The 13,044-nt window shown below is 71.7% G+C and carries 10 protein-coding genes; 8 read left to right on the forward strand and 2 right to left on the reverse strand.

Annotated elements, in window-relative coordinates:
• Nucleotides 1-89: 89 nt before the first annotated feature.
• From CU044_RS04855 to CU044_RS04880, 6 genes are all read left to right on the forward strand, one after another.
• Nucleotides 90-1,862 (forward strand): hypothetical protein, encoded by a 1,773-nt coding sequence (locus tag CU044_RS04855; protein ID WP_129767196.1) that lies wholly within the window; start codon nucleotides 90-92, stop codon nucleotides 1,860-1,862.
• Between the two features lie 564 nt (nucleotides 1,863-2,426).
• A complete protein-coding gene (locus tag CU044_RS04860) occupies nucleotides 2,427-2,819 on the forward strand; it encodes a helix-turn-helix transcriptional regulator (RefSeq protein WP_165371782.1) in 393 nt (130 codons plus the stop codon).
• Nucleotides 2,820-2,878: 59 nt separating this feature from the next.
• A complete protein-coding gene (locus CU044_RS04865) occupies nucleotides 2,879-3,385 on the forward strand; it encodes a hypothetical protein (RefSeq protein WP_129767198.1) in 507 nt (168 codons plus the stop codon).
• Nucleotides 3,378-4,640, forward strand: coding sequence for an MAB_1171c family putative transporter (locus CU044_RS04870; RefSeq protein WP_129767199.1), 1,263 nt, complete (start codon nucleotides 3,378-3,380; stop codon nucleotides 4,638-4,640). The genes CU044_RS04865 and CU044_RS04870 overlap by 8 nt, the downstream gene beginning before the upstream one ends.
• A complete protein-coding gene (locus CU044_RS04875) occupies nucleotides 4,637-5,422 on the forward strand; it encodes an oxygenase MpaB family protein (protein WP_129767200.1) in 786 nt (261 codons plus the stop codon). Before CU044_RS04870 ends, CU044_RS04875 begins: the two co-directional genes overlap by 4 nt.
• 76 nt (nucleotides 5,423-5,498) lie before the next feature.
• The gene (locus CU044_RS04880) at nucleotides 5,499-5,744 is read left to right on the forward strand and encodes a hypothetical protein (protein ID WP_240045347.1); all 246 of its coding nucleotides are present in this window, start codon (nucleotides 5,499-5,501) and stop codon (nucleotides 5,742-5,744) included.
• 69 nt (nucleotides 5,745-5,813) lie between these two features.
• Here the strand turns inward: CU044_RS04880 and CU044_RS04885 are convergent, their stop codons facing one another.
• Both CU044_RS04885 and CU044_RS38360 read right to left on the reverse strand, forming a co-directional pair.
• A complete protein-coding gene (locus CU044_RS04885; protein ID WP_129767202.1) occupies nucleotides 5,814-7,052 on the reverse strand; it encodes a serine hydrolase domain-containing protein in 1,239 nt (412 codons plus the stop codon).
• A 270-nt stretch (nucleotides 7,053-7,322) separates the two neighbouring features.
• On the reverse strand, nucleotides 7,323-8,144 hold the full coding sequence (locus tag CU044_RS38360; protein WP_165371783.1) for a hypothetical protein: 822 nt from the start codon (nucleotides 8,142-8,144) through the stop codon (nucleotides 7,323-7,325).
• Between the two features lie 454 nt (nucleotides 8,145-8,598).
• On the opposite strand from CU044_RS38360, the gene CU044_RS04900 reads away from it, so the two are divergent.
• Both CU044_RS04900 and CU044_RS04905 read left to right on the forward strand, forming a co-directional pair.
• Nucleotides 8,599-10,947: an esterase-like activity of phytase family protein gene (locus CU044_RS04900; protein WP_129767204.1), complete on the forward strand. Its 2,349-nt coding sequence runs from the start codon at nucleotides 8,599-8,601 to the stop codon at nucleotides 10,945-10,947.
• 292 nt (nucleotides 10,948-11,239) lie between these two features.
• Nucleotides 11,240-12,925: an NAD-dependent malic enzyme gene (locus CU044_RS04905; RefSeq protein WP_129767205.1), complete on the forward strand. Its 1,686-nt coding sequence runs from the start codon at nucleotides 11,240-11,242 to the stop codon at nucleotides 12,923-12,925.
• Nucleotides 12,926-13,044 lie beyond the last annotated feature (119 nt).

Below are 13,044 nucleotides of genomic sequence, written 5' to 3' on the forward strand. Positions count from 1 at the left end.
GTTCACCTCCGCACAACCATTCACCAGGCCCATCTGTCGCACAGGACATCTGGAAGCCAACGTCCGGTAAACGGAAAGGTATCCGCGAGATGTCTCTACTCAGCCGACACCTCAGCCAACGCCGCTGGCCGGCCGCCCCGGCCGCCGTCGCGGCCGTTCTCCTCGGCGCCGTGCTCGTCGGTACCCCGGCCCAGGCGGACCCGGCGCGTGCGTCGCGGCCCGCCCAGGCGGACGGTTCGCAGCCCGCCAAGGCGGAGGGTTCGCAGGCCGCCAAGGCGGACGGTTCGAAACCGGACAAGGCCGCCGGTCCCGTCCTGAAGTTCCACGTCGTCCAGAACGAGGTCGGCCTGCCACAGCCCGCCGAGAGCGATCCGCCGCTGATCAACTGGGGCGTCCCGGGCGACCCCGACGGCGGCACCGCCAAGGACGTGGTCGTCAAGATCGACGTGTCCGGCATCTCCGCCTTCACCGAGGTCCGCGGCCCCAGCGGCTGCCCGGACGACGTGTGCGCGTGGCCCGTCACGGACATCGCGCCGGACGGTTACTCGGGCGGGCTCCTCGAAATGAGCGCCAAGCCGGGCGCCGCGCTCGGTACGACGGGCACCGCCCGGGTCTACGCCACGTCCACCAACGCGACCGTCATCGACACGACCGTGAAGGTCACCGTCGGCGCGGTGGCGCTGGTCGTGAGCCGGCTCCCCGATACGGAGACCGCCGAGCCCGGCAGCACGCTCGACGCCCCGATCACCGTCGCCAACACGGGGTCGCTGACGGCTCAGGGCGTGGAACTGCGGCTCGGCACCTCCCACGAACTCGGCTTCGCACAGCGGTTCTCGAACTGCGTGTACGGCACGACCGACCCTCCGTCCGGCGCCGGGCGCCCGCTGCCCGAGGCGGTGTGCCGTATCAGCACGCCCGTCGAACCGGGCAAGCGCTACCGGCTGTCCACGTCCGTGGGTTTCGACGTCAAGAAGACGGCGCTCTTCGAGTTCGTGGACTTCGAGGCGACGCCCCTCGCCGCCACCGTGCCGACGAGCGCGAAGAACGCGAAGAGCGGCAGCGGCTCCGGGGCAGGGCCCGTGCTCGCGCTCGTTCCGGACGGCAGTGCTCCGCCCAGCGAGTCCTTGACGGACCGCTGGCGATGGATCGTCAACGCGGCCAACACCGCCGACCTCGACGTCACCGGGGACACCGTCACCGCCGATCCCGGCGACACCGTCACTCTGGCGGCGAAGATCCGCAACGACGGCCCCGCCTCCGTCGACCTCATCACCGCCGACGGTCAGATCTCGCTGCTGGTCGAGATCCCCAAGGGCACGACCGTGGTGAAGATGCCGGAGCGCTGCCGCGTCTGGAAGGGCGACGGCGGGAGCGACCCCGACCCCGACGTGCCCGCCTACCTCTGCCGGATCGGCTCGCCGTTCCCCGTGGGCAAGGTCGCGACGGTGCCGTTCGTGCTGAAGGTCGGCGAGGACGCGCCGGCGACGACCCGCGGCGTCGTACGTCATATGTCCGAGTGGGGAGCGGAGTTGGCGTACGACACCAACAAGGCGAACAACAAGGCGTTCTTCACGGTGCAGGTGACGGACGCGGCCGGCACCGGTGGTTCGACGGGCGGTTCGGAGGGTGGTTCGGCGGGCGGCTCGGGCGGCAACCAGCCCCAGCCCCAGACCATCGCACCGCCGACCGCCACCGCGGGGACGACAGGCGCGGCGGGCACCACGGGCGGCACCGGCGCCCTGGCCCGGACCGGTAGCGGCGGTATGTCGGCGATCGCCTGGGCGAGCGCGACCGTACTCGCGGCGGGCGGCGCGCTGGTGGTCGTCGCCCGCAGGGCGGCCCGTAGGCCCGTAGGCGCGTAAGTTCGTCGGCCCGTCGGCCCGCCGGCCCGTCAGCACGTAAGCCCGTAAGGACACTGAGGCCCTCATGGCCGCCCGCCCGGCACAGCCGTGGCGAGCGCGTCATGAGGGCCTCAGTGCTTCAGGGCCCGTCCGGTGGACAGGTCCGGACGCCGGGCGCTGTTGCCCACCCCCGTGGGGCAGCGGCGCCCGGCGCCCGCAGAGCGAGGTCCCGCTGGGGGACTCTCATGACGTGCACGCGCCAGCGTCGTCGATCCTGCTACTTGCGCCGAGGAGAAGTCAACTATTGTTGATTGCACGGCGGGTGGTCGACGGCGATTCCGTGCGTGGTGCGTCTTTTGGCCTGCTTATTCGCAACGATCGTGTAAATCGGTACGGCAGTGTGATCCCCGCCGTCGGCCGAAGAGTTCTATGATCCGGCACATGGCCACGGATTCTCCACGCTCAGAAGCGTCGGCTCTTCGATCTGGCGACACTGGCGACACTGGCGACGGCGGGAACAGTGGGAACCGTGGAGAGCCGTCGGAACCTCTGGACTTCGCGGCCCGCTTCCGGCGGGTGATCTCGGTGATCTACCCCAAGGATCTGGGCCGCCCCTGGCGCGACTCGGAGATCGCCGAGGGGACCGGCCTGAGCGGCACCTACATCGGCAACCTCCGCAAGGGCACGCAGAAACCCAGCCTGGAGAACGCGGTGAAGATCGCCAAGTTCTTCGGCATCCCGCTGGACTACTTCAGCGACTCCGCCACCGCCCAGGCCGTCGAGCGGGACCTGCGGAAGATCGAGGCGCTGCGGGACGCCCGGGTGGAACGTATCGCCATGCGGGCCGCCGGCCTTCCCCCGGAAATGCAGGACGCCGCCCTCACTGTTGTGGAACAACTGAGGAAGGCCGTCGGACTGCCCGACGGCCGCTCCGAGGGCCGTTCCGACGGTCGGTCCGACGGTCGCTCCGAGGCGTGACCGACTACCGGCAGACGCCGTTGGGGCACTGGCGGCTGGCCGACGCTGATGGGGAGAACGTGCGAGATCTTGGACGTACCCGCCGCCGGATGCGGGCCATGGTCAGAGAGCTGGATCTGCCGCAGCTGAGCACGGTCGAAGAGCTGTGCGCCGCGGTCGCCGACCGGTCGGGGCGTCCCGTACGGCTCGTTCCGCGCCGGATGCGGGTGGACGAGCCGTCGGGGTTCGTCGAACGCCGCGCGGAATCCGACGTCATCTACTTCGAGCAGGAGACCTCGGACCTGCACCAGGCGCACATCATCTGCCACGAACTCGCGCATCTCCTCTGCGGGCACCTCGCCGAGGCCCCGGCGGCCGACGAGGACACGGCCCATGTGGAACTGCCCACGATCGACGCCGACATGATCCGGCTGGTGCTCGGCCGTTCGCACTACGATGGTGCCGCGGAAGAGGAAGCGGAGATCCTGGGGGCCGAGTTGACGCGCATTCTCGTGCTGGCGCCCGGGGCCGGGACGACGTCCCAGCTGGCGCCCGCGCTGGAGCATCGCAAGGGACAGCATGTCTGAAGGCGGTGCGTCCGGCATGTCCGAGGCGCCGTTCAACGTGGTCTACCTCGGCATCGGTACGGTCGCCTGGGTCGTGGCCGTACTGAAGTTCCGGGCGTGGCGCCGGGATCCGTCCCCCGGTCTGCTCGTCGTCGCCCTGACGGTCGCGGCCCCCTCGACCGCGTTCGTGGTGGCGGCCCCGGTGCTGTACCGGCTGATCGACGGCCTCACGGGCCGCGGCAACCTGGCGACGCTGTTCGTCTATCTCGGCATCACGGGTTTCTCCGCCTCCGTCGTGGTGCTGGCCCGGATGTGGACCCCGCCGAAGAGGCGCACCAACGCCCAGGTGTGGGAAGGGGTGACGGGCGACACCTGGCGGCAGGCGCGGCGCCGGCTCGCGGTGTTCGCGGTCCTGGTGCCGACGATGATCGTCCTGTTCCTCACCGGGGGAGCGGACAGCCCGGAGACCCCCCTCACGTTCGACACCACCTTCGCGACCAGTCCGCGGATCGCGGTCTTCCTCGTCATCTACCAGGTGCTGTTCGGCTTCGCGCTGATCGACATCAGCCGGGTGTGCTCCGGGCACGCCGCCGGGCTGCCGTACGGCTGGCTGCGCCGCGGCATCCGGCTGATCGCCGTCGGCGGGCTCGTGGCCTGCGGCTATGTCGTGTGCAAGCTCATCGCGATCGGCGCGGCCTTCGCGGAGGTCGCCGGGGTGGAGTGGCTGAGTACGGCCGTGGGCCCCGCGTTCGCCGCGCTCGGAGCCGTACTCATCACCGCGGGGTTCGCCGGACCGGCCGTCGCCGCCTGGACGCTCCGCCGCCGCGACTACCAGGCCCTGCGCCCGCTGTGGGATCTGGTGTACCGCGCGGACCGCCGGCTGGCCCTGGAGGCGCCTCCATCGCCGTGGACCGAGCGGCTGGCGTTCCGGGACCTGGAGTGGCGTACCGCCAGGCGTGGACTGGAGATACGCGACGGCCAGTTGACGCTGCGGCCGTGGGTCGATCCCGCGGTGGTCGCCGCGGCCACCGGCGTCGCCGAACGGGCCGGTCTGGACGACGGTGACCGGGCGGCCCTGATCGTCGCCGCCGCGCTGCGCGCCGCGGGCGAGGCGCTGAACGCCGGGACCCCGCCGCGCCCGCGCGAGGACCAGGCTCCGCTGCCCGGCCTGGACGCGGAACCGGCCGAGGAGCGCGCACACCTGGTACGGGTCGCCCGCTCTCTGTACGCCCCCCTGACCGGCGAGGCGCTGGCCGTCGCCACCGCGGCCGAATGACCGCCGGAACGCGCGGCGCGTACCGCGCCTACGCGCGCCTCGTCCTGGAGACGATGCCGGAGGAGTCCCGGGTCGGACTCACCCTCGGCTTCGTCCGTACCTTCGGCATCCCGGACATCGCCCGGGTGCTGGCCGCCACCGGCCGGATGACCAACGAGCCGCGCGGCCGGGCCAAGGCGACCGGGGTGGCCATGTTCACCCTGATCGGAAAGGGCCTGGACAGCGAGGACGGCCGTCGGGTCGTCGACGGTCTGCGCCGGGTCCACGACCGGCCCGGCATCACGCCGGAGCTGATGCACTACGTACTGGCCTGCTTCACCGTGTGCCCACTGCGGTTCATCGACGCCCACGGCCACCGGCCCGTCACCGAGGCGGAGCGGGACGCGGCGTACGTCTTCCACCTGTCGCTCGCGGACGCCCTCGGCATGCCCGAACTCCCGCGCCTGAAGGGCGAATCGGCGGGCGAGGCGACTAGCGAGGCGACCGGCGGCGTGGCCGGGGCCGGTGGTCTGGCCGGTGTGGAGCGCTGGATGCGCGCGTACGAGACACGCCACTTCGCCCCCACGGAGGCGGGCCGCGCGCTCTGGGCCGCCACCAGCAAGGGCCTGCTCGCGGCCCGGCTGCCCGCCCCACTGGCCCCACTGGCCTCGGCGTTCGCCGCCTCGCTCCTGGACCGGCCGCTCCGCGAGGCCCTGACCGTACGCCGCCCACCCGCCCCGGTCCGCGCCCTGGTCACGTACGCGCTGCGAGCCCGCGCCCGCGCGCGACGGCGTGCCGCGTGACGCGGCACCCGCGACGCGACACCCCTCAACCACCGAGGACCTGGGCTGTCTGCGATGGGTCCTGGCCGTCCCGCTCGTGCTTCTCCATCTGATCGCCGCCGGGTGCTGCTCCATGGCGCTGGCCATCCGGCCGTCGGGCACCTGGGACGACGACGCGCGCGCCGGAATCGTTCTGGCGTGCGCTCTCACCCTCGCGACGAGCGCCCTGGCCCTGCTGATCACGGTCGCACCCTCGGTGCGGCGAGCCATGGGACCGTGGTGGCTGGCGCCGCCCCTGATCCTCGGCGTGGTCGCGGCGGTCCGTTGGGCCCTGGTGGACTAGAGCCTTTCGTTTGGATCCGGCATGATCCACACGAGAGGCCCTGGGAAGCGCCGCGACCGGCCGGGTGTGTCAGCGGCACAGCGCCGCGTCCACCGCCTTCTCCACCTCCATCACCTCGTCCAGTGCGCCCGGCAGGACGGTGACCGTGACGTTGACGGAGCGGCCGGACTCCGTGACGCCGCCGCGGGTCTCGTAGCCGGGGATGTCGCCGCCGTGGCCCCAGGCGACGCCGCCGCAGGACAGCGGCCTGCTCATCAGCCCGAGTCCGTAACGGGAGCCGGCGACGGGGTCCTCGGCCGGGACCGTGGTGCGCATCTCCTTGAGCTGGGCCGGCTTGAGCAGACGGCCGTCGAGGAGCGCGGTGAAGAAGCGGTTGACATCGCTGTTGGTGGAGATCATGGCCCCGGCCGCCCAGCCCCAGGAGGGGTCCTGGACCGTGACGTCGCGCAGCGGGGCGCCGGGCTTCTCGGCGAAGTAGCCCTTGGGGTGCTTCTCGCGGATCGTCATGTCACCGGCCTGCGGGAAGTACGTGTGCCGGAGCCCGATCCGTTCGACGACCCGCTTGTTGATCTCCTCGGCGAGCGGGCGGCCGGTGATCTTCTGGACGAGCAGCCCCGCGACGACGTAATTGGTGTTGCTGTACTCCCACTTGGCGCCCGGGGGGAATGACGCCTTGCCCTTCAGGGCGCGGTCGAGCAGCTCCCGCGGTTCGGCGTAGCGGTGCTGGAACTCCGTGAAGTTCTCGGCCACGGCCTGGGTGTACTCGGGCAGCCCGCTGGTGTGCTGGAGCAACTGCCGTACGGTGATGCGACGGCCGTCGACGCCCTCACCGCGGATGAGGTCCGGCAGGTAGGTCTCGATCGGCGCGTCGAGGTCGATCTTTCCCTCACCGACGAGTTGCAGCACCACGACCGCGGTGAAGGTCTTGGTGTTGCTGCCGATGCGCACCTGACCGTCGGCCGGCACCGGGGCGCCCGTCGCCAGGTCGGCGACGCCCGCGGTGTACGTACGCGTACGGCCGTCCCGCTCCCGGGTACTGGCGAGCGCGGCGGGACGCTTGCCGTCGCTCACGAGGCCGTCGACTATCTTCCGCAGGTCCGTCCGCGCGCCCTTGTGCCCGCCCGCCTCGCTGGTCCGCGTGCTCTCGTCGGCGTAGGCCGTGCTGTAGGCGGCGGGCAGCCCCAGTCCGGCCACCAGCGTGAGGGCGATCAGGGTCGCCCCCCTCCGTCGAGGGCCCCTCCGGCGGGTGGAGGCACCGGACACGGACGCACCGGAAGCGGAAGCCGGGGTGAGGGCGTTGTCGGACATGCGGAAGCTCCTTCAGGACTGACCGGACGGGCCGGTCGGGCCGTGGACGGGCCGGTTGCGTGCGCACCGGCATGTCCTCAGCTTGTCCGTGTCGGGCATGCCGCCGGAATGCTGCCTGCTCCCGGAACGGGGGTGGGGCAAGGTCCACCCCCCTGGGGGGTGCGGCCCCCAGGGGGCCTTCCCAACGGTCTTCCCAACGGCCTTCCCCGGCGCGGTGATCAGGCCTTCGCCGTCACGCCTTCAGACCGGCTACGGGGCGGGAGCGCGCGATCAGCCGATGCACAGGACAAGCAGGCAGAGCCGGTCCGGTGGCGGTGCCGGTGTGGCGCTCGGCGGCGGAGTGTCCGGTGTGGAGTCGTCGGCGGGCGGCGGCGGGGGCGGAGGAGGAGGCGTGGTCGGCTGTGCGGCCGGGGGACGGGTGGTGGGCGCATCGTCGGCCGCCGCGGGCGGAGTGGTCTGCGGCCGCGGGCTCGTCGTCGCGGTGGGGCGGGTGGCGACCGTGGTCTGCCGCGGGTTCTTCGCCGCGGTCCTGGTCACCACGGTGGTGGACTTCCGCGGCGGGCTGGTGATCGCGGGCGGCTGAGCGTCGCCGCCGGAATCCCGCGGATCGCGGGTGCTCGGCCGTACGGACGACGAGTCGGTGTCGGTGGCGTCCGCGCCCGTCGTGGCCGTGGCTTTCGGCTCCGGTGTCGCCGATGCCTGCGTGTCCTGGCCGGTGGACGGCCGGGACGGCAGCACGGCGAGGGTCAGACCGCCCCCGACGAGTGCGACGGTCGACGCGACCACGGCCCTGCGTCGCTGCTTCTTCCAGCGCGCCAGCTGGCGGCGCCGCGCCGCGCGGCCCGGCGTCACCGGCGCGGTCTCCTCGGAGCCGCTCGACGTCCCGGCGTCGGACGCGTCCGCCACGGTGTCCATCACCTCGTCCATCACCGCGTCCTCGGAAGCGCCGTGGGCGCCGTAAGAGCCGTAAGCGCCGGAGGGCCCGGAAGCGGTCGGCTCGGGACCGGAGTGAGGCGCGCCGTAGTAGTCCGCCGAAGCCGGGAACTCCCGCGTCCGCCACGCCTCCGCCGCCGTCACGGTGGTGGGTGCCACGTCGTGAGGGCGGTGGCCAGGAGGGGCGATGTCCGGTGCGTACGCGCCACACCCGGGGCACACGAGCGCCCCGTTGAGGGTCCGACGGCACGAGGAGCAGTAGTCCATCCGCGATCTTTCTGTGCTGACTGCGCCACCAGAAACTCCGGCGACCTTTTCAAGTTCGCACTCACGATCGAGCGGGAACAACGTAACGGCACCTGCGGGAGGCCGTGCGTAGCCCGTGTGTTGCTCTCGCGAAGATTGTTCGCCGACGGTCGGCCCGTACGCGGTCTTGGCGGGCGGGGCGGCCACGGACAACACTGAGCCCGTGCGGCGGCCTCGCGCGGCCTCGCGGCGGCGGTGCCCCTCGTCGGCTGTTCACCCGGGCGCCGTCTTGTGCTTGCTCGCAGGTGGGACGATCGCGCTCCCCCACTGCCTTCACTGCCCTTCACTGTCGTGCAACGGAGAAACGATGTCCCCGAAGAGAACCTGCGCCGCGCTCGTAGCCGTGGCTGCCGCCGCCGGCCTGCTGGCCGGGACGGGCGCGGCGAGCGCGCATCAGGAGTCGTGGCGGCCGGCCGCCTTCGACCGCACCGCCACCTACCCGGTCTTCCAGAACCGGCCGGCCGGCGAGGACCCGGCCTCGCCGACCGTCGCCGAGATCTCGGCGGCCAGTGAGGACGGCCGGACCCTGGTCTACACCGACGCGGTGGCGCGGCGGATCGGCTTCCTCGACATCAGCAAGCCCGACAACCCGCGGGGACTCGGAACGCTGTCGCTGGCGGAACTCGGCAACGCCGAGGACGAGCCGACCTCGGTGGCGGTGGTCGGCCAGTACGTCCTGGTGGTGGTGAACACCAGCGCCGGCTACGCCGACCCGTCCGGCCGGCTCGACATCATCTCGCTGCGCGACCGCAAGCGGGTGGCGAGCCATGACCTCGGCGGACAGCCCGACTCCATCGCGATCAGCAAGGACAAGCGGTACGCCGCCATCGCGATCGAGAACGAGCGTGACGAGGAGGCCACCCCGCCCGGAGGCGAGGAGGGCGACCTGCCCCAGGCTCCGGCCGGCTTCGTGCAGATCGTCGACCTCAAGGGTGACAAGCCGGACCGGTGGCGTACCCGCGCCGTGCCGCTGACCCAGTCGAACGGCAAGGCGCTGCCCGCCCTGGTCGCCGCCGGGATCACCGAGCCGACCGACCCGGAGCCGGAGTACGTCTCCATCAACCGCCGCGACCAGCTCGTGGTGACCCTCCAGGAGAACAACGGCGTCGTCCTGCTGGATCTGCCGACGGGCAAGATCACCAAGGCCTTCAGCGCCGGTACGGCGTCGGTCGACGGCATCGACACGGTCGAGGACGGCGAGATCGACCTGACCGGCTCGATCACCGACGTACCGCGCGAGCCCGACTCGGTCGGCTGGATCGACGACCGCTACCTGGCGACCGCCAACGAGGGCGACTGGCGCGGCGGCACCCGGGGCTGGTCCATCTTCGACAGCCGGACCGGCAAGGTCGTCTGGGACGCGGGCAGCAGCTTCGAGGCCATCGCCGCGCGCTACGGGCTGCACAACGAAGGCCGGGCCGAGAAGAAGGGCACCGAGCCGGAGGGCCTGGCGATCGCCGAGTTCGACGGCGTGCGCTACGCCTTCGTCGGCTCGGAGCGGAGCAACTTCGTCGCCGTCTACGACCTGAGCCGGCCGACCGCCCCGGTCTTCCGTCAGGTGCTGGCCACCACCAACGGCCCGGAGGGGCTGCTGCCGATCCCGTCGCGCGACCTGCTCACGGTCTCCAGCGAGGAGGACGACGCCTCGGTCAACGTGCGGTCCTCGGTGAGCGTCTTCCGCCTGGGCAAGAGCAGCCTGGGCAAGAGCAGTCCGGGCAAGGGCAACCCGGGCCAGGGCACCCCCGCGTTCCCGGGCATCGTCTCGGGCCCGGACTCCACCGGCGCGCCGATCGGCTGGGGCGCGCTCGGCGCGCTCTCCGCCGTACCCGGCGAGCGGCACCAGCTCTACAGCGTCACCGACGCCGCGTACTCCACCACCAAGATCCTGACCATCGACGCGGCGCGGCGTCCGGCGGTCATCACCCGGTCGCTGAACGTCAAGGGAACCGACGGCCGGCCGGTCGGCTATGACGCCGAGGGCATCTACGCCCGGCCGCAGGGCGGCTTCTGGCTCGCCGTCGAGGGCGCGACCGGCGCGGACAACAAGCTGGTCCGGCTCGACAGCGCCGGACGTACCCGGCAGACCGTCCCGCTGCCGGCCGACGTCGCCGCGGGCCTCGGTGGACAGGGCTTCGAGGGGGTCACCGCGACCACCGACCGCCGCGGTCACGAGGTGGTCTGGGCCACGCTGCAGCGTGAGGTCAAGACCGACCCGGCCGGGATCGTCCGGCTCGGCCGGTATGACGTCACGGCAGGCACCTGGAGCTGGTACGGCTACCGCATCGGCGGCACCACCACCCCGGGTGACTGGATCGGCCTCTCCGAGATCACCGTGGTCGGCGACAAGCTCGCCGTCATCGAGCGGGACAAGCTGAACGGCCCGTCCGCGAAGATCAAGCGGGTGTACACGGTCGACCTGCCGAAGTCCGCGGCGCCGTCGGGCGGGCTGCCCGTACTGCCGAAGAAGCTCGCCCACGACGTGCTGCCCGACCTGCGCGCGACGAACGGCTGGACCCAGGAGAAGCTGGAAGGGCTGACCGTGGGCGGCGACGGTGAGGTCTACGCCGTGACCGACAACGACGCCCTGGACGACTCCACGGGCGAGACGGTCTTCCTGCGCCTCGGCTCCAGCAAGAAGATCTTCGGACGCGACTGACCGGACCGACCCGGACCGACCCGGACCGACCCGGACCGACCCGGACCGACCCGGGCTGACCCACCGCGGCGCCGCACCTGCGCCGCGGTGGACGGTCTCGGACGGTCTCGTACAACGGAATCCAGAACGGCCGCCGGCACCTCGCCGGCGGCCGTTCTCGCTGCTCAACGACCCGGTTTCCGCCCTGCCGGGCCCGGTAGCGCCGAACGGAGAACAGGTCGAGCATGGAAAGCGGGTTGGACCGGAAGACGGGTGGCTTGACCGCTGGAATCATCTCCATAGAGGGGTTCTCATGCCGATACACATGCCTTCTGTCCTGCTGGACCCGCTGAGCGACCGGGGGACCGCTTTCACGGCCGAGGAGAGGGAACGCCTCGGGCTGTCGGGCCGGTTGCCGGACGCGGTGCTCACCCTCGACCAGCAGGCGGCCCGCGCCTACGAGCAGATGCGGCAGGAGCCGACCGATCTGGCGAAGTTCATCAATCTTGAGCAGCTGCGCGACCGCAACGAGGTGCTGTACTACCGGCTGCTCCAAGATCACCTCGCCGAGTTGCTGCCGATCGTCTACGACCCGACCGTGGGCGAGGCGATCAGGCGGTACAGCCACGAGTACCGGCGCCCGCGCGGGGTGTTCCTGTCGATCGAGCGGCCGCAGGATGTACGCCGTTCCTTCGAGGCACTCCAGCTCCACCGGGACGAGGTCGATCTCGTGGTGGTCTCCGATGCCGAGGAGATCCTGGGTATCGGCGACTGGGGGGTGCAGGGCGTGCAGATCTCGGTGGGCAAGCTCGCCGTCTACACCGCCGCCGCCGGGCTGCACCCCGGCCGCTGTGTGCCGGTGGTCATGGACGTCGGTACCGACAACGAGAACCTGCTGAACGATCCGCTGTATCTGGGCGTGCGCCACAGCCGGGTCCGCGGGAAGCGGTACGACGCGTTCATCGAGCACTACCTGGAGACGCTCTCGGAGCTGTATCCCAACGCCCTGCTGCACTTCGAGGACTTCGGGCCGGGCAACGCCCGCCGCATCCTGGAGACTTACGGCGACCGCTACCGCATGTTCAACGACGACATGCAGGGCACCGGCGCCATCACGCTGGCCGCCGTGGTGTCGGCCTTGAAGATCACCGGGCAGCCCTTCCGCGACCAGCGCGTCGTCATCTTCGGCGCGGGCACGGCCGGGGTGGGCAATGCCGACCAGCTGCGCGACGCGATGGTGCGCGACGGCCTGGATCCCAAGGAGGCAACCCGCCGGGTGTGGCTGGTCGACCAGCAGGGACTGCTGCTGGAAGGAATGCGGGACCTGCGCGACTACCAGGCCCCCTACGCGCGGCCTGCCTCGGAGGTGCGGGACTGGGCGGACGGGAGGATCGACCTGCTGACCACCGTCCGGCACGTCCGGCCCACCATGCTGATCGGCACCTCGACCTCGCCGGGCGCCTTCGACAAGGCGGTGGTCACCGCGATGGCCGAGCACGTCGACCGGCCGGTCGTCTTCCCGCTGTCCAACCCCACCGAGAAGATCGAGGCCATGCCGGCCGACCTCCTCGCCTGGACCGACGGCAGGGTCCTGACGGCGACGGGTATCCCCGTCGACCCGGTCGAGTACGGCGGAGTGCGCCATGTCATCGGGCAGGCCAACAACGCCCTGCTCTACCCCGGCCTGGGGCTGGGCACCATCGTCGCCGGGGCTTCACGGCTCACGGCCGGGATGCTGCTCGCCGCCGCGGAGGCGGTGGCAGGGCAGGTCGACGCACGGGCCCCCGGCGCGCCACTGCTGCCGCCGGTGGGGAACCTGCGCGCTTCGTCGGCGACGGTGGCGGTGGCGGTGGTGCGCGCGGCCGTCGCGGACAAGGTCGCCACCCGTCAGCCGGCCGATCTGGTCCAGGCGGTGCAGGACGCCATGTGGCAGCCGGTCTACGGACCGCTGTCCGAGAAGGACGAGCAGGTGACGCCGGAGAACGAGGCGTCGCCGTGACCGCCGCGCCGAACGGGGCGTCGCCCGTGACCACCCGGCAGCTGTGACCGAGCGGATCGATGGGCCTTGCTGCGGCGTGTACGGATGATGTGCCTGCCTTCACCGCTCCAACGTGGGGC

The organism is Streptomyces sp. L-9-10, assembly GCF_004151105.1.
GTDB lineage: Bacteria > Actinomycetota > Actinomycetes > Streptomycetales > Streptomycetaceae > Streptomyces.

Bases quoted from the DNA above. Each gene is read 5' to 3' on its own strand.
- CU044_RS04855 (WP_129767196.1), top strand. From the start codon at position 90: ATGTCTCTACTCAGCCGACACCTCAGCCAACGCCGCTGGCCGGCCGCC.
- CU044_RS04870 (WP_129767199.1), top strand. From the start codon at position 3,378: ATGTCTGAAGGCGGTGCGTCCGGCATGTCCGAGGCGCCGTTCAACGTG.
- CU044_RS04875 (WP_129767200.1), top strand. From the start codon at position 4,637: ATGACCGCCGGAACGCGCGGCGCGTACCGCGCCTACGCGCGCCTCGTC.
- CU044_RS04885 (WP_129767202.1), bottom strand. From the start codon at position 7,052: ATGTCCGACAACGCCCTCACCCCGGCTTCCGCTTCCGGTGCGTCCGTG.
- CU044_RS04900 (WP_129767204.1), top strand. From the start codon at position 8,599: ATGTCCCCGAAGAGAACCTGCGCCGCGCTCGTAGCCGTGGCTGCCGCC.
- CU044_RS04905 (WP_129767205.1), top strand. From the start codon at position 11,240: ATGCCGATACACATGCCTTCTGTCCTGCTGGACCCGCTGAGCGACCGG.